Here is a 22,766-nt window from a genome sequence, read left to right as displayed (position 1 = left end):
ACCGGCGGCCTAGTCCAGGGCGAAGGTCGCCGACGCCCGCCCGGCCGCGTCCGGCACAGCTTCCAGGTAGAGCAGCCCGTCGCGGTGGCGGACGTACTGGCCGGGGAAGTTGACCGACTCCAGCGACACCTTCGTCGCGTCGGCCAGCCCGGCCCGGCGGGTGAACGTGGCGTCCTGCCGGAACAGGGCCGAGCCGTCGCTGCGCTCCACCCAGACCTGGTGGTTGCGGTGCCGCAGGTAGTAGCCGGGATAGTTGGTCGACTCCAGCGAGATGGCCGAGGCGTTCGACAGCCCGGCCACGATCCGGAACTGCGAGTCGGCCAGGTTGGTGACGTTCGGTTCCAGCCGGGCCCGGAACTCCCAGTGCCGCAGGTAGCGGTCCGGCAGGTCGTGCGAGCGCAGCCGGACCGGGGTGAGACCGTCCGGCACCGGTACGCCGAAGTTCGGCGTGCCGTCGGCGTTCCAGTAGACCCGCTGGATCCGGGTACGCCGGTTCGGATCGCTGAGCGGGTCGTAGCCGTTGCCGAGGTACCGCTCGTAGTTGCGGGAGTGGTAGACGATCACGTCGCTGCCGTCCTCGGCGACGGTGAACGAGTTGTGGCCGGGCCCCCACTGGCCGGTGCGGCCGTCGCTGGCCAGCACCGGCGTGGCGCGCTTGCTCCAGGACGCCGGGTTGAGCAGGTCGCTGCCGGCTGCGGCGGTGAGCAGACCGACGGCGTAGCTGGCGTCGGTGGCGCTCGCCGAGTAGGTCATGAAGACCCGGCCGTTGCGGATCAGCACCGCCGGTCCCTCGTTCACCCGGTAACCCCGGGTCTCCCAGGCGTACGTGGGGGTGGCGATCAGGGCCGGGGTGCCGGTGTACGTCCACGGGTTGACCGCGCGGGCCAGGTAGATGTTCGAGTTGCTGCCGGCGTACTCGGCCCAGGCCAGGTAGCGCACTCCGTTGTGGACGAAGGTGGTCGCGTCGAGCGAGAAGCTGCTGCGGGCCGGCTGGAGCTGGCCACGTTCCACCCATGGCCCGTCGAGCGGGTTCGCGGCGCTGCTCTCCAGCACGTACGGCCGGATGGCCCAGATGTCCTCGGTCCGCCCGGCGGCGAAGTAGACGTACCACCGACCGTCGATGAAGTGGATCTCCGGGGCCCAGATGTGCGCGCCCATCTCGCCGCTGCCGTGCCGGCGCCAGATCACCCGCTCGGTCGCGGTGGCGAGCCCCTGGAGGGTGGTGGCGCGGCGCAGCACGATGCGGTCGTATTCGGGCACCGTGGCGGTGAGGTAGTAGTACCCGTCGGTGTGCCGGTAGACGTGCGGGTCGGCGCGCTGCTCGGCCAGCGGATTGGTGAAGGTGACGGCGGCGGCCTGCGCCGGGGCGGCCGGCCCGATCAGGGCGGTGGCCGCCGCCGTGACCAGGGCGGCGAGCGCCGTCGCCCAGCTGCGGTAGGTGAGCTGCGGACGCGTCATCGCGGTCGCCTTTCGCCAGGGGGCGAGCCGATCATCCGGAACGGGCACGGTCTCATCCGACCGCGCCCGCCGTGCCCGCTACCTCATTGATAGCGTTAACAATCACCAGCCGTCAAGAGATTGACATCTATCTGAATCCTGGCCGTAACGCATCGACCGCCGGGGTGCGCCGCCACATCCGCCAGATGGCCGGGCCGGCAGTGGGCAGGCTGATGGGGGTCCGGCGGTGTAGTCGAGGCGGAGGTAGAGCCGCCGGTGGGGTGCGGAGACCGCTCCGATGGCAGAGTGGTGATATGAGGCTCCGTGTCCGACACGGACGGATCGACCCTTTTGAGGCGAAGGATCGGCCGCAAGATGGCCGCCGCCCTCCGCAAAGAGACCGGGATGAGCCAGGAGAAGGCCGCCGCACTCCTCCAGCGCAGCCCCGCAACCATCCACCGCATCGAAGCCGGCGACCCTCGCGTGAAGTTTCGTGACATCGAGATCAAGGCGATGTGCGAGCTGTACGAGGCCGGAGTAGGCGCACGCCGCCCGGGATAGTCCTGAGCAGGTGGCGCGGACCAACGCACAATAGTGCGAATCATGACGTGGGGGGCGAAGCGGATTGCGAGAATGTGACTGCCAGGCGGTCTTGGAGCCGCGGTAGGGACGAAATCTTCACGCGGGGGGCAATGAATGAAGGCAGTCGTGTACGACGGGCCACGGACGGTCAGCGTCAAGGAGGTGCCGGACGCCAGGATCGAACGACCGACGGACGCCCTGGTACGCATCACGACGACGAACATCTGCGGGTCCGACCTGCACATGTATGACGGGCGCACGGATCTGCAGCCGGGCATGGTGCTCGGGCACGAGAACATGGGTGAGGTCATCGAGGTCGGCGACGGAGTCGACCTGGTCAAGGTGGGCGACATGGTCTGCCTGCCGTTCAACGTCTCCTGCGGCGCCTGCGCCAACTGCAACCAGGGCCTCACCGCGTACTGTCTGGTGGCCAACCCGGCGCCCGGCATGGCCGGTGCCGCCTACGGCTACGCCGACATGGGTCCGTATGCGGGCGGTCAGGCCGAGTTGCTGCGGGTGCCGTGGGCCGACTTCAACTGCCTGGTCCTGCCGCCGGACGCCCGGGACATGAGCAGGCAGAAGGACTACGTGATGCTCTCGGACATCTTTCCCACCGGCTGGCACGCGACCGAGCTCGCCTGCGTGCGGCCGGGCGACAGCGTGGCAGTTTATGGTGCCGGACCGGTCGGGTTGCTGGCCGCGTACTCCGCGATCATCAAGGGTGCCAACAAGGTCATGGTGGTCGACCGGCATCCGGACCGGCTGCGCTTGGCGGAACAGATCGGCGCCATTCCCATCGACGATTCCAAGGGGTCGCCGGTGGAGCAGATCCTGGAGCAGACCGGCGGGATGGGCGCGGACCGCGGCTGCGAGGCCGTCGGTCACCAGGCACACGACCCGAGTGGCCAGGAGAAGTCGGCGCTGACCCTGAACAACCTCGTGCACTCCGTGCGGTTCGGCGGCACGATCGGCGTGGTCGGCGTGTTCATCCCCAAGGACCCAGGATCCCCAGACCCGCTGCAGAAACAGGGGAAGGCGCCGTTCGACTACGGCATGTTCTGGTTCAAGGGGCAGAGCATGGGCACCGGTCAGTGCAACGTGAAGAACTACAACCGGCAGCTGATGAACCTCATCGCGAACCACAAGGCCGATCCCTCTTTCCTGGTGTCGCACGAGCTGAAGCTGGACCAGGCACCGGAGGGGTATCGGAACTTCGATGTCCGCGCTGACGGCTGGACCAAGGTGGTGCTGCACCCGGACGGCGGACGCTGACCACTGCCTGACCCCATGACGCGCGGGGGCGGCACCCGAGGTAGCCGGTGCTGTAACCCCGGCTCGGTGACGCCGCCCGGCAGGCCGCCAGCGCGTTGACCAGGTAGCCACCCCTGGTCTTGTAGGTGGCGTCGCCGGTGATCACGTACGCCTGCGCCAGCGCGGACAGCAGGTGTCCCATCGTGTGTCCGCGCGGCTCCATGTTCGGGGCCTCCCAGCCCCTCCACCGGCTGGGCGGAGCTGGTCAGCCCGACGTTGGTGCGAAACGTGTAAAGCATCCGATCCGCGTCGATGAACCGCAGGTAGGCGAGCGTCGGTTCTGGTTGTCGAGCCATCGGCCGGTGGCGAGTCGTACCTGACCGAGCGCGAACGGAAATGCCGAGACGCCGAAGTCCGGGCGGACGGGGGACACAGCGGCGGCGGCGCTCTCCGGCGCCGCCGACACGGGCTGCCCCCGGCAGGGCGCCCGCCGGGATGACACCGGCCGCCCGCAAGTAGGGTACGGCGATCGATGCCGAGCCTGTCATGGGTTGGATCGGTTTCATCTTGATCCTCACCAGGGCTGGGGGCGCGTCACCGCGACCACATTGATGACAGTCAAGGCAATTCGTATGATGTTCAGGGTCAATGCCGACCCGGGGTGGTGCGTGCGGAACAGCCCGCAACGCGGACAGACCCAACCGCCGCCGAACGTGACCGCACCCACGCGTTTGTGGGGGTTTTTGGTCAGTGATTCAAAGTCGCATAGACAAACTTAAGGCCCTGACCGGCGCTTCCGCTGGTCAGGGCCTTAATTCTGTGGAGCTGAGGGGATTTGAACCCCTGACCCCCTCGATGCGAACGAGGTGCGCTACCAGTCTGCGCCACAGCCCCTCCGCCGGCTGACCGGCATCGGTCCCACCCGGCTTTCACCGGGCGGGCCGGCGACAAGGCTAACAGGTCGGCTGCCCCCGCCGCGAACCGCCCCGCTCACCACTCACGCAAGATCCACACAACTTCACCGAAGCTGCTGCCTCCGAGTGCCCCCGAGGCAGCAACTTCCCCGAAACTGCCGCCTCGTCCTGAGTAGGTAGGGCGACGTCAGGCGCTGTGGGAGCCGGGGCCGGCTTCGTAGGGGCGGCCACGCAGGCCGCCGGCACGGCGGTAGGACACTGAGCCGCCGTTGGCCGCCTGCGGCAGGTCGGCCGGGCGGTCCAGGCCCATCGCGTTGCGCCGGACGGACTCCCGCTGGGCGGCCAGCCGGCGCTGCGCCTCCCGCCGGGCCGCGGCACGGCGGGCCTGCTCCCGGCGTACCTCGGCCTGGCGGGCGGCCAGCCACGCGGCCTCGCGAGCCAGGGCCCGGCGTCGCCGGCGGTCGGCCACCGCGCGGGCGCGCAGGTGTACGACGTACACGATCAGCAGGGTGGCGGTGACCGCGAAGCTGATCCAGAAGCCGGGGCCGACGACCAGCACACCGACCAACTCGACGGCGTTGAGCAGCACCAGCGCGGCGAGCACCCGGCGGCGGCGGTAGATCGCCGGGGTGTGGTGGCGACGCCGGTCGGGGCGACGGCGGGGTCGGCCCGCCGGTACGGCGCGCAGTCGGCTCGGCCGACCGGAGCGGCGCGCCGACCGTTCGCCGACCTGCCGGGAGCCGTCGTCACGCTCACCGGCACGGCGCGGGCGCGGCCCCCCATCGGATTCGCCGGCTGAGCCGCGAGGCACGGGTGGGACGGTGCGACGCATCGCGGGTGGGCCGGAGACCGGGGCGGCGAGGGCACCCGAGGCGGCATCCTCGCTGAGGGTGACCACCAGGGCGCGGGACGGGTTGACCGGCCGCCGGCCCGGGACAGTGCGGCGTCGGCGGCGGCGCTGGAGCACCCGCGCCGTCGTCTGCGCCCGCTCCGCCACCAGCCGCTCGGCGGCGTCGTACCGGCGGACCAGCGCCGGAGCGAGGGCGAGCAGACCGGCGGCGGCGAGGACGGCGAGGAGCACCGAGGTCGGCACCCTCACCCCTCCCGTCACCGAATTCGGAGCAAGCTCCGACCGGCCGCAGGATCTTTCACCGATCGACGTCGGCGACGTGAATCGTGCGGAGCGGGCAGCGCCTGCCGCAGCTTGCAGTTACCTGAGGTTACGGGTCACCCTCGCCGGAACCGCCGCGCCGCGCCGATCCCGCACGTGGGACGCCTCACGGCGTACGGGCGCGCAGCCGCTGCCAGCGGGCCAGCAGGCCGCCCTCGGCGGCGATCTCCTCGCTGGTCATCGCGTATCCGATGTGGTCGCGCCAGGCGCCGTCGATGTGCATGTAGCGAGCGTGGTACGCCTCCTCGCGGAAGCCCAGCTTCTCCACCACCCGGCGCGACGCCCGGTTCTCCGGACGAATGTTGATCTCGATGCGGTGCAGCCCGCCGGGGCCGAAGGCGTGGTCGACGACGAGCGCCAGCGCGGTGGGGATCACCCCACGGCCGGCAACCCGGCGGTCCACCCAGTACCCGATGTACCCGGAGCAGAATGCCCGCCGCACGATGTTGCCCACGTTGATGTGGCCGACCAGCCGTTCCTCGCCGCCGTCGTAGAGGCAGACCGCGAACGGCATCCCCTCGCCGGTACGCGCAGAGCGTCGCTGGTCGCGGTACATCCAGCGGAAGGTGGCCGGCGAGTTCAGGTCGTCCCAGTCACCGGGGATCGACGACTCCCAGGGGGCCAGCCAGTCCCGGTTGGCGCGACGCACCTCGGACCAGGCCACCGCGTCGGAACGCCGGTAGGGCCGTAGCAGCACCGGGCCGTCGGAGTGCACCGCCGGCCAGCCGGGTGCCCGTCGGAACACCTAACCTCCACTCCCGAGCATCACCGACGGCTCACCGTCGACGATCGAGCAGCAGCACGTCCACGGTGGAGCCGGCGGCAGCGGCCGTCACTCGCTCACCGAGAACGAGAAGTCCATTCGCCTCTGCCAGGCCGGAGAGGGTGAACGGGCCGCCGTTGAGCGGTTGGACAGTGTAACCCCCGCCGCGTCGCTCGGCGACGTGCGCGGGCCGGAACTCCCGCAGCCCGGCCGGGGAGGAGACGGTCTCCAGCAGGTGTGCCCGCACGCTCGGGCGGAACACCGGCTCGGCGCCGGCCAGCAGGTTGATCGCGGGGCGAGCCAGTACCTCGAAACCGATCATCGCGGCCCCCGGGTCGCCGGGCAGGCAGACCACCGGCACCTCCTCGGCGCCGACGGTGCCGAACCCGAGGGCGGTGCCGGGATAGAGGGCCACATCGGTGAAGGTGACCGGACCGGCCCGGCTGCCCTCCCGGCGGGACAGGATGCGGCGGACCATGTCGCCCGGACCGGTGCCGGTGCCGCCGGTCGTGATGATCAGGTCGGCGTTCAGGGTCTGGTCCTCCAGCAGCCCGCGCAGCCCTTCCGGATCGTCGTCGCAGATGCCCACCCGGTACGCGAGCGCGCCCGCCTCCGCCGCCGCGGCGGTCAGCGCGTGCGAGTTGGCGTCGACCACCTGGCCGGGCTGACTGCCGCGGCCCACGTCGACCAGTTCGTCCCCGGTGGCCACGATGACCACCCGGGGGCTGGGCCGCACCACCACGTGGCCGATCCCGGTGGCGGCGAGTACCGCGACCAGCGCCGGCGAGACATAGGTGCCGGAGCGGGCCAGCAGGGCACCGCCGGTCACCTCCTCACCAGTGCGGCGTAACCCGTACCCCCGCTTCGGGACACGGAAGATCTCCACCGCCGCCATGCCCTGGTCGGTCCACTCCACCGGGACGACCACGTCCGCGCCGATCGGCAGCGGCGCCCCGGCGGCGGCCGAGAAGCACGAGCCCGGGGTGAGCCGGACCGGCCGCCAGCTCGCCGCGCCGAGGTCACCGACGACGTTGAGCCGTACGGTGCGGCCACCCGGCCCGCCGGACTGGGCCGGGACGTATCCCGCGCCCCGGCCACCGCCCGCGATGTCCTCCCAGCGCGCGGCGTACCCGTCGACGGCCGCCTGGTCGAAGGCCGGGAACGAGTGCGGCGCGACGACATCCTCGGCGAGGACGTTGCCGTACGCCTGGGTGAGGTCGAGGTCGAGTGGAGGCAGCGCGCGCAACCTGCGCAGCACACTGCCCAGGTAGTCGGCGAGCGGCGTCAACCCGTTTTCGGCCGCCTCGGCGTCGGCCGTCGCTGTCATGTATTCGGACCGCCCGACGCGTCGGAGTTGACGAACTCGGCCAGCCACTTACGGAACTCGCCGCCCAGGTCCTCACGCTCGGCGGCGATCTGGACGACGGTCTGCAGGTAGCCCAGCGGCATGCCGGTGTCGTAGCGGATGCCCCGGTACACGATCGCGTGTACCGGGGTGCCCTCGGTACGCAGCAACTCCATCGCGTCGGTCAGCTGGATCTCCCCGCCGCTACCGGGCTCGGTACGGCGGATGGCGTCGAAGATCTTGCCGGGCAGCACGTACCGGCCGAGCACGGCGAGGTTGCTCGGCGCCTCCTCCGGCTTCGGCTTCTCCACCATGCCGGTCACCTTCACGACCTCGCCGATGTCGGTCAGCTCGGACTCCGCCGGCTCCACCGAGGCGATCCCGTAGCGCTTCGTCTCGGCCGCGTCCACCTCGAAGAAGGCGAGCACCACCCCGCCGGTACGCGCCTGCAGCTCCAGCATCGCCGGCAGCAGCGGCTCGGAGAGGTTGACGAACTCGTCGCCGAGCAGCACCGCGAAGGGCTGGTCACCGACGTGCGACTCGGCGTACCCGACGGCGTGACCGAGGCCCAGTTGCTCCGGCTGCCGGCAGGTGTAGATGGCCGCCAGCTCCTCGGTCCGCTTGACCTCGGCGAGCAGGTCAGGCTTCTCCGCGAGCCGTTCCTCCAGGTCAGGGCGGCGGTCGAAGTGGTCCACCATCGACGTCTTGCCCCGGCCGGTGATCAGCAGTACGTCGCCGATGCCGGCCTGGGCGGCCTCCTCGACGATGTACTGCAACACCGGCCGATCCACGACCGGCAGCAGCTCCTTGGGGACCGCCTTGGTGGCCGGCAGGAACCGGGTGGCCAGGCCGGCGGCCGGGATGACAGCCTTGACGGCACGGGGACGACCGGTGGCGGCGGCCGCTGAGGGGTTCGCTGAGTGCTCCGACATGCCGCGAGACTATCGGCCATGGCCGCGCCCCGGCGGGTGAGGACCAGAAGACGCGCCGCCCGGCGGGCCGGTTCTGCCGGTGCCGGGTCCGGCGCGGGGCAGCCCGTCGGAGGGGCTGCGCGCCGCCGGCGGTACGGGCATCTCCCGGGTGACCGACGCCTCCCGGGCCGACGCCACCCGCCAGGTGTCCCGACCGGCGGCCTTCGCCGCGTACAACGCCTCGTCGGCTGCCTGGAGCACCTGCGGGCCGGTGTCGGCGTGGTCGGGAAAGACGGCGATGCCGATGGAGACGGTGACCTGGATCGGCTCCCGTACCCCGGTGTGCCCCACCACGACCACCGGAGCACCCCGGACGGCCGCGCCGAGCCGCTCGGCGACGATCGTCGCGCCCCGGGCGTCGGTCTCCGGCAACAGCACCACGAACTCTTCCCCGCCCTGGCGGAAGGCGAGGTCCACCTCTCGGATCTCGCCGCGTACCCGGCGGGCGAACTCGGCCAGCACGGTGTCCCCGGCGGCGTGGCCGTACGTGTCGTTGACCGTCTTGAACCGGTCGAGGTCGAGGACGAGGACGCTCACCATCCGGCCGAACCGGCTGGCCCGCTCCACCTCCCGGCGCAGCGACTCGCGCAGGTAGCGGTAGTTCCACAGCCCGGTCAGCGGATCGGTGAGCGACAGCCGCTGGTTCTCCTCGTGGACGCGGACGTTGTCGACGGCGACCGCCGCGTGCCCGGCGAAGGTGCGCAGGGTGATCAGGTCGTCGTCGTCGAACTCCTCCCCGCCGAGCCGGTCGTAGAGGGCCAGCACACCCAACGCCAGCTCCGCCGGGGTGTCACCGTCCGCCGCAGAGATCGAGCCGGGTTCCCCGCGTCCGGCAGGCGCCGCGAACGGCACCGCGATGTACGTCCGGCACGGTGGGTCGCCGGGCTCGGCCGGTGCCGGGCCGACCCGACCCCGACGAGGTTGACCGGTCGCCGCGACCGTGCCGACCACGCCGCCACCCAGCGGCACGGTCGGCGCACCCGCACCCGCACCCGGCCAACGCCCGTCGAACCCCTCGGTGCACTGCGCCACGAGCACGCCACCCGGCTCGGTGAGCAGCACCGCCCCGGCCCGGGCGCCGGTCGCGGCGAGCGCGCTGTGCAGGATCAACCGCAGGATCCGTTGCAGGTCGTGGGTGCTGGCCAGGGTGTCGCCGAGCACCGCCAGGTGCCCGCGCAGCTGGTCCCGGCTGCTGGCCAGCGCCGCCAGGTAGCCACCGGTCTCGCGGGTCATCCGATTGAAGGCGACAGCCAGCCGGCCGATCTCGTCGCCGCTGCGTACCGGCACCCGAGCGGTGAGGTCTCCGGCGGCGACCCGGTCCACCGCGCCGGCCAACTCCACCAGCGGGCGGGTGGTCACCCGGGCCAGCCGCCAGGCCGCCGCCACCCCCAGAAGTGCGGCCAGCAGCACCACGGCGACCAGCACGGCGTGCAGGCCGGGCGGCTGGTTGCTGGGCACCGAGAGCACCAGGGGCAGGGGTTGCCCGGTGGTCGGGCCGGCCCGACGCACGTACCGGCCGTCGGTGGTGCCGCTGACCCGTCCGTCCGGCAGGGACGCGGCGGCGGCGAGCACCGCGTCACGTCCACCGGCGGACTCGGTGGTGTGCGCCACCTGGGCGGGCCCGCTGGCACCGTCGAGCAGGGTCACCGCGACTCCGGTCACCGCGGCGAGCCGCGCGATGAGCGCAGGGTCGACCGGTTGGGCGGCGGCGACCGTACCCAGCGTCATGCCGGCGGTGTCGCGCAGCTCCACCCGGACCACCAGGGCGCTGACCGACCCACCGGGCGGTTGCGGCGCGGCACAGTCCCGCCAGGGCGCCGGTGGGGCGTCCGGGGTGGCGTGGCTGACCCGCCCGGTCACGTCGGTCACCAGCACCGCAGCGGCCAGCCCGCGGCTGACCGCCTGCGTCGCGGCACCGGCGTGGTCCGCGGTGAGGGCGACCGCGTCGGCGGCGGCCCGCAACTGCTGGCAGAGAGCATCGATCGAGGTACGCACCGCCGTGGCGGCCACCGCCAACCGTTCGGTGGCGCGGCTGCGGTCGACCGCAGTCACGGTGGACGCGACGAAGACCGCGCCGAGCAGCACCGGACCGAACGCCACGGCCAGGAAGGCTGCGGTCAACCGCCCGCGTAGCGTCAACACTTCCCCCCGGAAGTTGCGCGACCGTTGCCTGCGATGTTGACACAGAGCGACGTCGAGGAGAGCGTTGCGTGAGGAGTGTTGCGTGCCGGAATTTGCTGAGGGAGCGGAAGTGACACATGACGCGAAGCGGGAGGCGCGCGTCGCGCTGCTCGCAGCCCGGCGGGCCCGCTCCGAAGCCGAGCGCCAGAGCGCCGCGGCGCGCGTCCAGGCCGAGCTGACCGCCCTGGTACGCCGGCTGCGACCGGACCGGGTCGCCGCGTACGCGCCGGTCGGCGGCGAGCCCGGCGGCCCGGACCTGCCGGCGGTGCTCGCCGACGCGCTGCCCGCCGGTGGACGACTGCTGCTGCCGGTGCTCCGCGACGACCTGGATCTGGACTGGGCCGTCTGGGCCGGCCCGGCGGCGATGATCGCCGCGGGGCGGGGCATCCGCGAGCCGGCCGGCCCTCGGCTGGGGCGCACCGCGATCGCCACGGCCGAACTGGTCGTGGTGCCCGCGCTCGGCGTGGACCGCCGGGGCGTGCGTCTGGGTCGGGGCGGCGGCTCGTACGACCGGGCTCTGGCGCGGGTGCCGGCGGGCGTCCTCACCGTGGTGCCACTGCACGACGGTGAGCTGGTGGAGGCGTTGCCCGCCGAGCCGCACGACCGGCCGGTCCGTGCGGTGGTCACCCCGACCGGCGGCCTGCAGCCCCTGACAGCACTCTCGGGTGTCGTGCCCCACACTTCCGCTGGACGAACCGGGGGCCGATGACGCACCATTGGCACTCGAATACGTCGAGTGCCAACCGGCCGTGTCAGACCCGGAGGAGAACGTGCCCACGTACCAGTACGCCTGCACCGCGTGCGGTCACCAGCTCGAGGCGGTGCAGTCTTTCTCTGACGAGCCGCTGACCGACTGCCCGGCGTGCGAGGGGCGGCTGCGGAAGCTGTTCAACTCCGTCGGCGTCGTGTTCAAGGGTTCGGGTTTCTACCGCACCGACTCCCGCGCCGCCAGCACCTCCGGCTCGTCCGGCTCGTCCGGCTCGTCCGGCTCGGACGCCGGCTCGGGCAGCTCCACGAGCAAGTCCGAATCGTCGTCCTCCGGCTCGCCCAGCTCGAACACCTCGTCGTCCGGTTCCGCCCCGGCCGGCTCCGGCAGCGGTTCGTCGGGGGGTTCGGGTTCCTCCGGTGGCGGCGCGAGCAAGTCGCCGGCCGCGGCCAGCACCTCCTGACCCCTCCGCCCAGCCCGGCGCAGTGCCGGGCGGGGCCACCGGGTCGCGCGGCGGTGACCGATGACAGTCGGCCGGTCAGTCCCAGTGCGGTGGGCGCTCGGCGAGCAGCCAGTCGTCGTTGCCGCCGGCCCGCTCACCCCACCCCTGATCGGTGTCGTCGGCGGTCTGCTCGGGCAGCACCACGAAGTCGTCGCTGAGGTCGACCGAGCGATCCTCGTCGCCCCGGCCGCCGGGGTCTTGGATGGTCACGATCGGCAAGGGTAACGCAGCCGCAACACCGGGACAGGCGACTGAGATTGGTGCGGTATCCCCGGTGTCGACCGGCCGAGGCAGCACTTCTCGCCGCCGTGATGTCACCCTGAAATATTTACTTCGGTGTGAAATCACGGCGATGAGGAACATGGAGACTTCCCGGGAGCCTCGCCGGGGCCTCCGGGAACTCGCCGGCAGCTCACCGGTCGCGGTCGGGATCAGCGTGGGGAGCACGTTCCGCGCGGCGCGGACGTGTCCCGCGCGGCGCGGCCTGACGCGCGGCAGCGGGGGTCGTTGGTAGCGTCGGACGGCGTGACGACCCCCCGCCCCGGCCCGGCCTCCGACGATCCGTGGCGCCGGCCCGAAAGCGGCGACGGTTCCACGTCGAGCACCCCGGCGGATCACCAACCCGCGCCGAGCCCACTCGCCACGCCCAGCCCGGCGCCCGCGCCGAGCCCACTCGCCACGCCCAGCCAGCCGCCCGGGCCGAGGCCGACCGGCCCGGGTGGGTACAACGGACCGCCGCCGACCACCGCGCCGCCGGCAGGTTGGCGGCCACCGGTGCATCTACAGGCGGCGCCGCCTCGCCACCTGCCCCACCAGGACATGGGGGCGCTGGACGCGCGGGAGCAGCGGGCGCAGCGGGTGACCTGGGCCATCGGCGCGGTCGCCGGTGCCGTCCTGCTGGTCCTTGGCTGTCTGCTCTGCGTCCGGGCGCTCTTCTGAGCCGGCACCCGACCCGCCGGCGGGCACCCGGCCCGTCGGCGGGGCGTGGCCTACTCGAAGGTGTTGCCCCAGACCATCTCGCTGCCGGAGTGACCGGTGAGCCAGACGTAGATCAGAGCGGCGACACCCAGCCCCACCACCACGACCGACAGCACCGGAGGCACCCAACGCGGTAGCTTCGGCGCCCGCGGGTGCCCGCTGGTCGCCACCAGCAGCAGGATCACCGCCAGGGCCAGCCCCAGCGTGAGCGCGAACAGCATCTCGCCGTACGAGCCATGGTCGTTGATCTTGTCCAGGATCTCACCGGAGAAACCCCGCGCGATCTGCCGCGCCTGAAGCGCATCGCCGGACTGGGTGGCAACAAACGCCGTGATCGGCGCCACCACCGCCAGGATGGCCACCGCCCAGTCCAGCCGGGACCGGAACCGGGGCAACGCGATGTACGCGAGGGCGAGCAGCACCAGCAGCGGCACGAACACGACGACCGCGTGCACGACCAACACGTGCACGGGCAGGCCCAGCACCTTCTCGAACATCGGCACCTCCGGGGTTGGATGATCGCGGGATGTCAGCGTACGGGCCGCTGGTTGATCAGCCCAGGACCCGTTTCATCACACGCATCGGCGACCGCCCGGGTTCAGCGGGGTGCCCGCGGGTCGGCCCGGCCGTGGCCGCCGTCACCGATTCCCGGTCGTTGGTTGTCGCGCCAGGGCGACCATGCTGTCATTGACGCATGTCCAGCCGTGCGGACCTGCTCCGGTCGAGGGGCCTGCGGGTCACCCGACCGCGCCTCGCCGTGCTCGACGTGCTGGCCGAGGGCGGCCACCTGGAGGTCGACGAGATCACCCGACGGGTACGGGAGCGGCTCGACTCCGTCTCCACCCAGGCGGTCTACGACGTGCTGGGCGCGCTCTCCCGGGCCGGGCTGTCCCGCCGGATCGAGCCGGCCGGAAGCCCCGCCCGCTACGAGGCCCGGGTCGACGACAATCACCACCACGTGGTGTGCCGGGGCTGCGGCGAGATCGCGGACATCGACTGCACCGTCGGCAGCGCCCCCTGTCTCGATCCGGACACAGCCCACGGTTTCCAGATCGACGAGGCGGAAGTGACCTTCTGGGGCCGGTGCCCCTCCTGCCAGGCCCGTCGTAGCGCCGACAACTGATCATCGGGCCGGACCTGGCCGGGCGTGGCACGCTTGACCAGTGGAAACCGTCGACGTCGGCCTGTTCGGCCCAGGTTCGGTCACCTGGAAGCTGCACGAGGAGCCCATCCTCTTCGTCGCCGGACTGCGCTCTCTCTACCTTCAGGCGCTGCACCCACGGGCGATGGCCGGGGTGGCCCAGAACAGCAACTACCGCCACGACGCCTGGGGCCGGCTGATCCGCACCGCCGACTACGTGGGGACCACCGTCTACGGCACCACCGCCGAGGCGGAGCAGGCCGGGCTTCGGCTGCGCCGGCGGCACGCCCGGATGACCGCGGTCGACAAGGCCACCGGCGAGCGGTTCCGGATCGACGAACCCGACCTGCTGCGCTGGGTGCACGTCACCGAGGTGGAGTCGTTCCTCGACACCGCCCGCCGGGCCGGCGTACGACTGGATGCCGCCGAGGTGGACCGCTACTACACCGAACAGCGCCGCGCAGCCGCCCTGGTCGGGCTGGACCCGGAGACGGTGCCCGGCACCGCCGACGAGGTGGCCGAGTACTACCGGTTGACCCGGCCTGAGCTGCGGATGACCCGGGAGGCCGCCGAGACCGCCCTGTTCCTGAGCGTCCCGCCGCTGCCCTGGAAGCTCAACCTGCCCGCCCGGGTCGGGCTCAACCTCGGGCCACCCCGGTGGGCGTACCTGGGGGTCGCCGCGACCGCGTTCGCACTGCTGCCGGCGTGGGCCCGGCGGCTCTACGGTGGGTTGGGTCTGCCGACCACCGCCCTGTCGGCGGACGTGACGGTACGCGCGCTCCGGCTCGCCCTCACCGCGCTGCCCCGCGACTGGCGGGAAGGCCCGATGCAGCGCACCGCCAAGGAACGGGCCGCCCAGCTGACCGAGACCGGCTGAGCACTACCGGCTGGCGTCAGTCCTGCGCTGCGGGCGGCCCGGCGAAGCGCTCTACCGCGGCCCACGGCTCCTTGCCTGGCATCGCTGAGCCCGCCGGACAGTGGCGCCGAAAGTCGCACCAGGCGCAGCGCGGCCCGGCTGCGGTCGGGAAGGCGTCGTCCGCGTCACCGCCTTCGGCGACCGACCGTTCGGCGGCCATGATGTCGCGGGCGGCCGCCTCGGCCCGGGTCACCTGCCGCGCCAACGACTCGACGGTGTGCTCGTGCCCGGCGATCGTGCCGCTGGGCAGGTGGTGCAGCTCGACCCGGCGGCACGGCCGGCGGAACACCCGCTCGGCCGCGTACGCGTAGAGCGCCAACGCCTGCGAGCCTCTCGCGTCGTCGCCATCCAGCCCGGTGCGGCCGGTCTTGTAGTCGACGATGACCAGCTCCGGGCCGTGCGGGCCGGGTCGCGAGTCGATCCGGTCGGTGCGGCCGTTGAACGCCAGCACCCCCGTCTTCACCGCCACCACCCGCTCCACCCCGACCGGCTCGTCGGTGGGATCCAGCCCGCCGACGTAAGCCTCCAGCCAGGCAAGCGCCCGACGGTAGGCGTCGCGCTCCTGCTCGTCGTCGCGGTAGCCGTCCCGAACCCAGACGCCCTTGAGCAGCGTCGGCAGCACCTCCGGCCGCCGCCGGTCGGCGGGCAGTGCGAACCAGTTCTTCAGGGCGGTGTGCACGCTGGCGCCGAGCGAGTTGTGCGCCCACGGTGGCCCCTTCGGCGGTGCCGGCCGGTCGACGTAGGAGTAGCGGTAGCGCCGGGGGCAGTCCTCGTAGGCACCCAGTTTGCTCGGGGTGCAGACGAAGAGCCGCTCCGGCATGCCCTCGAAACCGAGCTGCTCGGGCTGCGCGTCGCGGGGCCGGGGCGGGCGGCCACCGGCGGCGGGTCGTCCGGCTGGGGAGGCTCGTCGCACAACTGCGATCCTGCCATCCACCCCCGACAGACCCACCAACCCGGGTCAGCCGCCGCTGTACTGCACGACGAACGCGGCGATCGCGTCCGCGATGAGCTGCACGGCGATCGCGGCCAACAGCAGGCCGGCGATCCGGGTGAGCACCTCGATCCCGCCCGGCCGCAGGACCTTCACGATCCCGCCGGAGAAGCGCAGCACGATCCAGACCGTCAGCATCACCGCAACGATCGCGGCGGCGATGGCGGTGTAGTCGACCGTCCGGTCGGCCTGCTGGACGAAGAGCATCGTCGCCACGATCGCGCCGGGCCCGGCCAGCAGCGGCGTACCCAGCGGAACCAGGGCGATGTTGGCGGTGGCCTGCTTGGTCGGGTCGTCGGCCTTGCCGGTCAGCAGCTCCAACGCGACCAGGATCAGCAGCAACCCTCCCGCCGCTTGCAACGCCGGCAGGTCGACGTGCAGGTAGGCGAGGAGCGTCTGGCCCGCCACCGCGAAGACCACGATGACGCCGAGCGCCAGCGCGACCGCCTGCCAGGCGGCCCGGTGGCGTTCCCGAGCCGGCAGCGGGCCGGTCAGCGCGAGGAAGATCGGCATCATGCCCGGCGGGTCGACGATCACCAACAGGGTCACGAAGACCTCGCCGAAGAGCTTGAGATCCACCCGGTCACCGTAGCGGCGGCCGGCGGGCCCGAACCCCGGGTCAGCCCGAAGCGACCCCGGTCACCCCGGAGGAGGCGGCGACGATCCGCTCGTACGCCTCGACGCCGGTGGTGAACGCGCCCAGCTGGACGGTCTTGTGAGTGCCGTGGAAGTCCGACGAGCCGGTCACCAGGAGCCCCAGCTCGGCGGCGAGTCCGCGTACGTGTGCCCGCTCGGCGGGCGAGTGGTCCTCGTGGTCTGCCTCCAGACCGACCAGGCCGACCGTCGCCAGCTCGGCGATCAGCTCGTCCGGCACGATCCGGCCGCGCCGGCTGGCCCGGGGATGGGCGAAGACGGGCACCCCACCGGCCGCCCGGATCAGCCGGACGGCGTGGAAGACGTCGATGTCCTCCTTGGGCAGCCGGTACCGGTCCCCCAGCCAGTCCGGCCCGAACGCCTCGGAGGTGGTGGCGACCAGGCCGGCCCGGATCAGCGCCTGCGCGATGTGCGGCCGGCCCACCGTGCCACCGGCCGCCCCGGCCAGGATCTCCGGCCAGCTCACGTCGATACCGTCGGCGCGCAGCAGCGCCACGATCCGCTCGCCGCGGGCCACCCGGGCGGCCCGCACCCGGGCCAACTCGGCGACCAGCTCCGGCGCGTCCGGATCGAAGAGGTACGCCAGCAGGTGCAGCGGGACCGGCGGCTGCTCGCCGTACCACCGGCAGGACAGCTCCGCCCCACGGACCAGGCGCAGCCCGGACGGCAGCGCCCGCAGCGCCGGCTGCCAGCCGTCGGTGGTGTCGTGGTCGGTGATGGCCACCACGTCGAGGCCGGCCTCGGCGGCGGCGCGGACCAGCCCGGCCGGGCTGAGCGTGCCGTCGCTTGCGGTGGAATGGGTGTGCAGGTCGATCCGGTCAGCCACCGCTGACCACCACCGGCAGCTCACCGGACGGGAGCCCCGCAAGGGTGACCGGGGTGGCGGGTCGACTGGTGCGTAGCGGATCGACGGCCACCCGGACCAGGTCCCCGGCGGCGTCGGCGTAGTAGGCCGTACCCGGTGCGCTCCAGACCACGGTGCCGGTCATCGCGGGCCCGGCCGGCTGGGCCTCGGCGGAGCGGTCGAGCCGCGTCAGATCCACCAGCAGTGCCGACTCCTGGTCTCCGGATCGCCCGTTGACCAGCAGCCAACGCCCGTCCGGTGACACCGAGCCACGGCCGTCGCCATCCACTTCCGGCCCGCAGTCCGGTCCGGCCGGGGCGAGACCCTGTGCCGGGTCGAGCAGGGTCAGGCAGGCCGGCCGGCCGGCGGGCACGGCTACCTCGCCGACCAGACGCCCGTCGGGCAGCGCATCGAAGACCTGGGTGCTGACCCGGTCGGTGCCCTGATCGAGTGGGCCGGGTTTCAGGCCCCACAACACGTGCCCAGGGCGGTCCGGCGCCAGCCGCACCAGCACGGTGTCGTCGACGAAGCGCTGCGGCACCGCCTCGGCCGGCGCTTCGGCGCGTACGGTGTCGGCCAGTTCGCCGTTGACGATCCCGGCGGCGGCCAGCACGGTCCCCTGTTTCCAGGCGACCCGCCGGCCCTCCGGATCCAGGATGATCTCGTCGGCGCCGGCCAGCAGCACCTGTGCCGTGCCGTCCGGACGCACCGACCAGAGGGCACGCCCGGCGATGGTCGGCGCACCGACGGCCAACCAGCCACGGCCGTCGGTGAGGCGATGCGCGCGCTCCACGTCGCCGGTGCCGAGCAGCGGCACCATCCGACCCTGCGCGGTGACGATCATCTCGCCCAGCACCACGTCGACCTCGGCGAACGGGGTCATGGTGTTCGGCCCGGGCGGCGGGATGGTCCGGGTGACGGCCGGCGGTGGGTCCGGCTCGCCGATGGCCACCGACCCGCCCGTCGGTGGCCGGTCGTCGCGCAGTTGCATGCTGCCCGCACTGACCAGCACGATCGCCACCGCGGCCAGGCTCATCCCGGCTGCGGCGCGGCGACGTTGGATGCGGTTGGCGCGCCCGATCACCGCGCTCGCCGGATCGCCGGTGAGTGCGCGCGGAGCTGCCACCCGCCGGGACAACTCCTCCCGAACGGCATCTTCCAGCTGGTTCTGCGGCACGTCCAATGAACGTCCCGGCACACCGCTCGGGTTGTCACGACCTCCGGAAACGACGCTCACCGGCGTTCTCCGACCAGGGCACCATCGGGCCGCGGCGCGGCCGGGGCACTGTCCGACTGAGGCCCGGTCCGGGCGTCGTCCGGCTGCGGCGCAGCCGGGGCACCGTCCGGCTGCGGCGCGGCCAGCGGTGGTGCTCCGGCCTCGCGACGGCCGCCGGTACCGCGCGGCGCGGGAGCGGCGGGTCGGCCACCGACCGGTGCCTTGTCGGGAACAGCGCGGCCCGGCCGGACGTCGGCCGGCCGGCCCGGGCCGGACGTGGCGCGGGCGGCCGGCACGAAGGTCTCCTCCGCACCGATCCGCCGGCGCAGCGTGGCCAGCGCCCGGGAGGTCTGGCTCTTGACCGTGCCGGGCGAGATCTCCAGCAGGGCGGCGGTCTGCGCCTCCGACATGTCCTCGTAGAAGCGCAGCACCAGCACCGCGCGCTGCCGAGCGGGCAGCGCCCGCAGGTGTCGCCAGAGCACGTCCCGATCCAGCCGCTGCTCGATCTCGTCGACGGCGGCCTGCTCGGGCAGGACCGCGGTCGGACGCTCGCCATGCCAGCGTCGCCGCCACCAGCTCGTCGACGTGTTGACCATGACCCGGCGGGCGTACGGCTCAAGCGCCTCGATCCCACCCAGGCGCTTCCACGCCAGGTACGTCTTGGTCAGCGCGGTCTGCAGCAGATCCTCGGCGGTCCCCCAGTCGCCGGTGAGCAGATAGGCGGTCCGCAGCAGCGCCCCGGAACGGGCCGTGACGAAGTCACGGAACTCCTCTTCCAATGGGTTGCTGCTGGCCACCTGCCACCTCCGTGCCTGGTCCTGCCGCAGCCTGCCACAGGCGGACCAGGGGGTCGAGGACGAAGGTGCGCAACATCGCCGATGATCGGTCGAAAAGTTTCAGCCGCTCTATCAGGCTCCGTCGTCGGCCTTGGCCTCGTCCTGCTCCTTGCCCAACCGTGCCTCGACCGCCTGCGGCTCGTACATCTCCTCGACGACACGCAGGTAGAGCTCGTTGGGGTTGGGCAGGTTCTTGACCTCGCGCAGCGCCTGTTCCTGACCGGCGGACTCCAACACGAAGGTGCCGTAGTTGAGCGCGCGCCCGGCCGGCGTCTGCTCGTACTTCATGTCGGTGACGCGGACCAGCGGCATCATCGCGACCCGCCGGGTGATGATCCCGTTGACCACCATGACCCGCTTGTTGGTCAGGATGAAACGGTCATACCACCAGTCGGCGACCCGCCACGCCACCCAACCCATCACCCCGAACCAGAGCAGGACGGCGATCGTGGTGAGCGCGCCGACATCCTGCCCGGCGAGGAAGCCGGAGAGATAGCCGAGCACGAACGTGGCGGCGATCCCGATCAGGACCGGGGTGATGAGGTGAATCCAGTGCCGCTTCCACTCGCCCCGGTAGCGCTCGGTGGGGAACAGGTAGCGGGCCACCAGCGAGCTGGGCTCGTCCTCCAGCGGCAGCACCCGCCGGGGTGCGGAACCGCTCGCGTCGGCACGCAGCCCGGCAAGCTCCTCCTCGGAGATCTGCGGAGGCAGGTAGCCGGCCTCCGGGTCACGCGCCCAGGCCCGCCCCGACCGAGCCTCACCGGCGTAGGCCGGACCGTCGCCGTATCCGGCGTCGTCGGAGAAGGACGGACCGTCGGAAAGACGGGGGCCGGTACCGTAGCCCGGACCGTCGTCTGGATCGATCCGGGGGATCGGTTCGGTGTCGCGTTCCCGGCGTGCCCGGTCCGGGTCGTCGGGATCGAAGGGTGGGCCGGAGGGGCTTCCCATCGGAGGCTAGGCGACCAGTGACGTGAAGAAGTCGCCGAAGCCTTGGGCGATGTCCATGATGCCGCCACCCAGCGACTTGAACACGTCCGCGGCAGAATTTGGCCGGTAGGCGACGAAGAAGATCAAGAATGCGATTCCGGCCCAGGTGAGGACCTTCTTGACCATGGCGGGCCATCCTCTCGCGCGGCGCCGGGTCCCATTACCGCAGCGGCACCCAGAGTATCAGCGTGGTGTCTTACCGTGAATATCTGCGTCCGTTCTCCGACATTCCGGGGGCTTGTCAGGCCTTCCCGTGCAGGTAAGGAGATGGTGCGCCGTACACGAGCTCGGGTGGCGTCCACTCGACCAGGTCGTGCAGCAGCACGTCCTCCGCGAGCAGATGCCCCGCACTCGCCGGCCAGGCTATCGCATAGAGCCACATTCCCCGAGCTTCGCCGGCGTACGCGCTTCGATCTGTCAGCGAATTCACCAGCCACAGTGGAGTCGGGTGGCCGGCCACCTTGATCCCCGCGCGTCCGACATGGCCCGGATGCCCAGGCCCCGGGTCGGTCAACGCCTCGGCCAACTCCGGCCCGGCGTCCGGCCCGGGCACCCCGGCGTACCGAGCACCCAGGCCCACCCCCGGCTCCTCGGCCACGAAGACCAGGTCCGCCGGCCCACCGCCGAGCGGCTCGGGGCCGGCACAGGCGACCACCGTGGCACGCACCCCGAGTCGATCATCGCCGGCCCACGCCACGCCGGTCGTGGTCCAACCCGGCGGCAGCGGCCACGGGCACCACAGCGGAACCGTCGGCCGGCTCGGCTGCGCGGCGGCCTGGATGTGGTCGACCACGCTGGCCATGATCTCCGCGCCGATGTGCTCCGGTACGTGCAGTGGTGCGACCGGCCCGCAGTCGGGGCAGCGGGACTCGGCGTGCATCAGGTCCGGTCCCCGCACCGACCCACCACATCTGGGACAACTCACCGCAACAGTCACCACTCCACCGTCGCCCCGCGCCGGCCCCCCGTCAAGCGGAGCAACCCCATTCCCTCAATCCACATCCCTCCCGGCGCCCTCGCACCACCCCCGGTTGATCATGAGATCGTCGGACACCGCCCGGCGTGTCGCGACGACAACCCCATGATCAACCTGAGGCAGGTCGAGGTGGGATCAGGGGGGAGGGGGGTCGGCGTGGGTGCGGATCCAGGCGTGCATGGCGATTCCGCTCGCCACACCCGCGTTGATGGAGCGGGTCGAGCCGTACTGGGCGATGGAGAAGAGTTGGTCGCAGGCGGCCCGTGCGGCGTCGGAGAGGCCCGGGCCCTCCTGACCGAACACCAGTACGCACCGCCGGGGCAGCGTGGTGGTCTCCAGCGGACGACAGCCGGGCAGATTGTCGATCCCGACCAGCGGCAGGGCCTGCTCCCCCGCCCACGCGACGAACTGCTCGATCGTCTCGTGGTGACGTACGTGCTGGTAGCGATCGGTCACCATGGCGCCCCGCCGGTTCCACCGCCGCCGGCCCACGATGTGCACCTCGGCGGCGAGGAAGGCGTTGGCGTTGCGCACCACCGTGCCGATGTTGAGGTCGTGCTGCCAGTTCTCGATCGCCACGTGGAAGTCGTGGCGCCGCCGGTCGAGGTCGGCGACGACCGCCTCGCGCCGCCAGTAGCGGTAGCGGTCGACGACGTTGCGCCGGTCGCCCTCGGCGAGCAGCTCCGGGTCGTAGCGGGGGTCGTCCGGCGGGTCTCCGGGCCAGGGTCCCACACCGACGTCGAGCTGCTCAGCGGTCACGGTCACGCAGGTTACGCCCCACCAGCACGGCCGACGCCAGGTATCCGACCGGCGAACCCGGGCAGCGCTCAGCCCAGGTCGAGCGCGCCGCCCAGCCGGTCGAGGAAGCGACGGTCGGCGGGGGCCAGCGCGCCGCCCGGCACCACCTCCGACGCGGTGCGACAGACCCGGGCCGCCACCGACTGCACCCACTGCCGGTACGCCGCCGAGTCAGCCGGGTCGGCGCGGCGGTCGAGTACCCGCACCACAGCCCGGCAGGCGGCGAGCACATCCACCAGGTCGGCGAGTTGGGCCACCGGTGCGGACGCGCCGTCGTGCCGGGCGTAGATCGTGGACACCACCGCCCGGACCAGGTCGCTGTCGAAGGCTCGACCGGCGGCCATCGCGTCCAGACCGGCCAGGCCGGCGGCCACACCTCGGTGCGGTCGCCCGGGGCCGGGCTGGGCGGTCGCCACGACCACCCGGCCGGGCAGGCTGGTGAGCAGGTCCCATTCGGTGGCGGAAAAGGCCGTGGTGGTGATGCCGCGTCCGCCGCGTTCACTCATGCCGCCACCTCCGGCGCCAGCATATGTGCCCCGGCGCGGGCCGGTGCCTCTCCGGCGCGAACCCGCTACGGCGTGCCGTGGCGACCGGCGGACGGCCCCG

Annotated in this window: 25 protein-coding genes, 1 tRNA gene and 2 pseudogenes; 7 read left to right on the top strand and 21 right to left on the bottom strand. The window is 72.3% G+C overall.

What is annotated here, in order from left to right; genetic code table 11:
• Nucleotides 1-9 precede the first annotated feature (9 nt).
• Entirely contained in the window at nt 10-1,458 is a 1,449-nt protein-coding gene (locus BMY89_RS14835; protein WP_092380562.1) for a family 43 glycosylhydrolase, read from the bottom strand.
• 303 nt (nt 1,459-1,761) lie between these two features.
• Between BMY89_RS14835 and BMY89_RS14830 the strand changes: the two genes are divergently transcribed.
• The gene (locus tag BMY89_RS14830; RefSeq protein ID WP_232521342.1) at nt 1,762-1,998 is read left to right on the top strand and encodes a helix-turn-helix domain-containing protein; all 237 of its coding nucleotides are present in this window, start codon (nt 1,762-1,764) and stop codon (nt 1,996-1,998) included.
• 135 nt (nt 1,999-2,133) lie between these two features.
• Nucleotides 2,134-3,291, top strand: coding sequence for a glutathione-independent formaldehyde dehydrogenase (locus tag BMY89_RS14825; protein ID WP_092380561.1), 1,158 nt, complete (start codon nt 2,134-2,136; stop codon nt 3,289-3,291).
• 34 nt (nt 3,292-3,325) lie between these two features.
• On the opposite strand, the pseudogene BMY89_RS31345 reads toward BMY89_RS14825, so the two are convergent.
• The 7 genes and pseudogenes from BMY89_RS31345 to BMY89_RS14790 all read right to left on the bottom strand — a co-directional run.
• A pseudogene (locus tag BMY89_RS31345) lies at nt 3,326-3,508 on the bottom strand (beta-L-arabinofuranosidase domain-containing protein); the annotation flags it as partial.
• 582 nt (nt 3,509-4,090) lie between these two features.
• Nucleotides 4,091-4,164 (bottom strand) — tRNA-Ala (locus tag BMY89_RS14815).
• Nucleotides 4,165-4,371: 207 nt separating this feature from the next.
• Nucleotides 4,372-5,283, bottom strand: a complete 912-nt coding sequence (locus BMY89_RS14810; RefSeq protein ID WP_175510372.1) for a hypothetical protein — start codon at nt 5,281-5,283, stop codon at nt 4,372-4,374.
• A gap of 178 nt (nt 5,284-5,461) precedes the next feature.
• Entirely contained in the window at nt 5,462-6,100 is a 639-nt protein-coding gene (locus BMY89_RS14805; RefSeq protein ID WP_092380559.1) for a GNAT family N-acetyltransferase, read from the bottom strand.
• A 31-nt stretch (nt 6,101-6,131) separates the two neighbouring features.
• Nucleotides 6,132-7,445: a molybdopterin molybdotransferase MoeA gene (locus tag BMY89_RS14800; RefSeq protein WP_092380558.1), complete on the bottom strand. Its 1,314-nt coding sequence runs from the start codon at nt 7,443-7,445 to the stop codon at nt 6,132-6,134.
• The gene (locus BMY89_RS14795) at nt 7,442-8,395 is read right to left on the bottom strand and encodes a UTP--glucose-1-phosphate uridylyltransferase (protein ID WP_092380557.1); all 954 of its coding nucleotides are present in this window, start codon (nt 8,393-8,395) and stop codon (nt 7,442-7,444) included. The genes BMY89_RS14800 and BMY89_RS14795 overlap by 4 nt, the downstream gene beginning before the upstream one ends.
• Nucleotides 8,396-8,404: 9 nt before the next feature.
• Nucleotides 8,405-10,573 carry a diguanylate cyclase gene (locus tag BMY89_RS14790; RefSeq protein ID WP_092380821.1) on the bottom strand — a complete coding sequence of 723 codons (2,169 nt, stop codon included), beginning with the start codon at nt 10,571-10,573 and terminating at the stop codon, nt 8,405-8,407.
• An 85-nt stretch (nt 10,574-10,658) separates the two neighbouring features.
• Here BMY89_RS14790 and BMY89_RS14785 point away from each other — a divergent pair, with 85 nt between their 5' ends.
• Both BMY89_RS14785 and BMY89_RS31470 read left to right on the top strand, forming a co-directional pair.
• Nucleotides 10,659-11,324, top strand: coding sequence for a 5-formyltetrahydrofolate cyclo-ligase (locus BMY89_RS14785; protein WP_092380556.1), 666 nt, complete (start codon nt 10,659-10,661; stop codon nt 11,322-11,324).
• Nucleotides 11,281-11,478, top strand: a pseudogene (locus tag BMY89_RS31470) (FmdB family zinc ribbon protein); the annotation flags it as partial. The gene BMY89_RS14785 and the pseudogene BMY89_RS31470, both read left to right, overlap by 44 nt.
• A 62-nt stretch (nt 11,479-11,540) precedes the next feature.
• Here BMY89_RS31470 and BMY89_RS30915 read toward each other — a convergent pair.
• Entirely contained in the window at nt 11,541-11,777 is a 237-nt protein-coding gene (locus tag BMY89_RS30915) for a hypothetical protein (RefSeq protein ID WP_232521341.1), read from the bottom strand.
• An 82-nt stretch (nt 11,778-11,859) separates the two neighbouring features.
• Nucleotides 11,860-12,033, bottom strand: coding sequence for a hypothetical protein (locus BMY89_RS30390; protein WP_170147694.1), 174 nt, complete (start codon nt 12,031-12,033; stop codon nt 11,860-11,862).
• A gap of 315 nt (nt 12,034-12,348) precedes the next feature.
• Here BMY89_RS30390 and BMY89_RS14775 point away from each other — a divergent pair, with 315 nt between their 5' ends.
• On the top strand, nt 12,349-12,762 hold the full coding sequence (locus tag BMY89_RS14775; protein WP_092380555.1) for a hypothetical protein: 414 nt from the start codon (nt 12,349-12,351) through the stop codon (nt 12,760-12,762).
• Between the two features lie 50 nt (nt 12,763-12,812).
• Here BMY89_RS14775 and BMY89_RS14770 read toward each other — a convergent pair whose 3' ends face one another.
• The gene (locus tag BMY89_RS14770; protein WP_092380554.1) at nt 12,813-13,298 is read right to left on the bottom strand and encodes a DUF2231 domain-containing protein; all 486 of its coding nucleotides are present in this window, start codon (nt 13,296-13,298) and stop codon (nt 12,813-12,815) included.
• 197 nt (nt 13,299-13,495) lie between these two features.
• On the opposite strand from BMY89_RS14770, the gene BMY89_RS14765 reads away from it, so the two are divergent.
• Both BMY89_RS14765 and BMY89_RS14760 read left to right on the top strand, forming a co-directional pair.
• Nucleotides 13,496-13,924: a Fur family transcriptional regulator gene (locus BMY89_RS14765; RefSeq protein ID WP_092380553.1), complete on the top strand. Its 429-nt coding sequence runs from the start codon at nt 13,496-13,498 to the stop codon at nt 13,922-13,924.
• Nucleotides 13,925-13,964: 40 nt separating this feature from the next.
• Nucleotides 13,965-14,819: an oxygenase MpaB family protein gene (locus tag BMY89_RS14760; RefSeq protein WP_092380552.1), complete on the top strand. Its 855-nt coding sequence runs from the start codon at nt 13,965-13,967 to the stop codon at nt 14,817-14,819.
• Nucleotides 14,820-14,835: 16 nt separating this feature from the next.
• On the opposite strand, the gene BMY89_RS14755 is transcribed toward BMY89_RS14760, so the two are convergent.
• The 10 genes from BMY89_RS14755 to BMY89_RS14715 form a co-directional block, all read right to left on the bottom strand.
• Nucleotides 14,836-15,678 (bottom strand): RecB family exonuclease, encoded by an 843-nt coding sequence (locus tag BMY89_RS14755; protein ID WP_372433286.1) that lies wholly within the window; start codon nt 15,676-15,678, stop codon nt 14,836-14,838.
• A gap of 138 nt (nt 15,679-15,816) precedes the next feature.
• Nucleotides 15,817-16,428, bottom strand: coding sequence for a MarC family protein (locus BMY89_RS14750; protein ID WP_092380550.1), 612 nt, complete (start codon nt 16,426-16,428; stop codon nt 15,817-15,819).
• Nucleotides 16,429-16,468: 40 nt separating this feature from the next.
• Complete coding sequence (locus BMY89_RS14745; RefSeq protein WP_092380549.1) at nt 16,469-17,329, bottom strand: PHP domain-containing protein; 861 nt, start codon at nt 17,327-17,329, stop codon at nt 16,469-16,471.
• Nucleotides 17,322-18,524, bottom strand: coding sequence for a hypothetical protein (locus BMY89_RS14740; RefSeq protein ID WP_092380548.1), 1,203 nt, complete (start codon nt 18,522-18,524; stop codon nt 17,322-17,324). The genes BMY89_RS14745 and BMY89_RS14740 overlap by 8 nt, the downstream gene beginning before the upstream one ends.
• Nucleotides 18,525-18,580: 56 nt before the next feature.
• Complete coding sequence (locus BMY89_RS14735; RefSeq protein ID WP_092380547.1) at nt 18,581-19,360, bottom strand: SigE family RNA polymerase sigma factor; 780 nt, start codon at nt 19,358-19,360, stop codon at nt 18,581-18,583.
• A 111-nt stretch (nt 19,361-19,471) separates the two neighbouring features.
• A complete protein-coding gene (locus BMY89_RS14730) occupies nt 19,472-20,347 on the bottom strand; it encodes a PH domain-containing protein (RefSeq protein ID WP_092380546.1) in 876 nt (291 codons plus the stop codon).
• Nucleotides 20,348-20,353: 6 nt separating this feature from the next.
• Nucleotides 20,354-20,512: a hypothetical protein gene (locus BMY89_RS30385; RefSeq protein ID WP_007455302.1), complete on the bottom strand. Its 159-nt coding sequence runs from the start codon at nt 20,510-20,512 to the stop codon at nt 20,354-20,356.
• Between the two features lie 115 nt (nt 20,513-20,627).
• Nucleotides 20,628-21,311, bottom strand: a complete 684-nt coding sequence (locus BMY89_RS14725; protein WP_332455098.1) for a TFIIB-type zinc ribbon-containing protein — start codon at nt 21,309-21,311, stop codon at nt 20,628-20,630.
• A gap of 186 nt (nt 21,312-21,497) precedes the next feature.
• Nucleotides 21,498-22,121: a TrmH family RNA methyltransferase gene (locus BMY89_RS14720; protein WP_092380819.1), complete on the bottom strand. Its 624-nt coding sequence runs from the start codon at nt 22,119-22,121 to the stop codon at nt 21,498-21,500.
• A gap of 68 nt (nt 22,122-22,189) precedes the next feature.
• A complete protein-coding gene (locus BMY89_RS14715; protein WP_092380544.1) occupies nt 22,190-22,666 on the bottom strand; it encodes a hypothetical protein in 477 nt (158 codons plus the stop codon).
• Nucleotides 22,667-22,766 lie beyond the last annotated feature (100 nt).

Origin of the sequence: Micromonospora phaseoli (assembly GCF_900109115.1) — a bacterium.
Taxonomy (GTDB): domain Bacteria; phylum Actinomycetota; class Actinomycetes; order Mycobacteriales; family Micromonosporaceae; genus Micromonospora; species Micromonospora phaseoli.
This window is presented reverse-complemented; position numbering and strand designations above follow the sequence as displayed.

Excerpts from the sequence above, each read along its gene's own strand:
- BMY89_RS14825 (WP_092380561.1), top strand. The coding sequence starts at position 2,134 with ATGAAGGCAGTCGTGTACGACGGGCCACGGACGGTCAGCGTCAAGGAG.
- BMY89_RS14765 (WP_092380553.1), top strand. The coding sequence starts at position 13,496 with ATGTCCAGCCGTGCGGACCTGCTCCGGTCGAGGGGCCTGCGGGTCACC.
- BMY89_RS14730 (WP_092380546.1), bottom strand. The coding sequence starts at position 20,347 with ATGGGAAGCCCCTCCGGCCCACCCTTCGATCCCGACGACCCGGACCGG.
- BMY89_RS14800 (WP_092380558.1), bottom strand. The coding sequence starts at position 7,445 with ATGACAGCGACGGCCGACGCCGAGGCGGCCGAAAACGGGTTGACGCCG.
- BMY89_RS14770 (WP_092380554.1), bottom strand. The coding sequence starts at position 13,298 with ATGTTCGAGAAGGTGCTGGGCCTGCCCGTGCACGTGTTGGTCGTGCAC.
- BMY89_RS14835 (WP_092380562.1), bottom strand. The coding sequence starts at position 1,458 with ATGACGCGTCCGCAGCTCACCTACCGCAGCTGGGCGACGGCGCTCGCC.
- BMY89_RS14715 (WP_092380544.1), bottom strand. The coding sequence starts at position 22,666 with ATGAGTGAACGCGGCGGACGCGGCATCACCACCACGGCCTTTTCCGCC.
- BMY89_RS14795 (WP_092380557.1), bottom strand. The coding sequence starts at position 8,395 with ATGTCGGAGCACTCAGCGAACCCCTCAGCGGCCGCCGCCACCGGTCGT.
- BMY89_RS14755 (WP_372433286.1), bottom strand. The coding sequence starts at position 15,678 with ATGCCGGAGCGGCTCTTCGTCTGCACCCCGAGCAAACTGGGTGCCTAC.
- BMY89_RS30385 (WP_007455302.1), bottom strand. The coding sequence starts at position 20,512 with ATGGTCAAGAAGGTCCTCACCTGGGCCGGAATCGCATTCTTGATCTTC.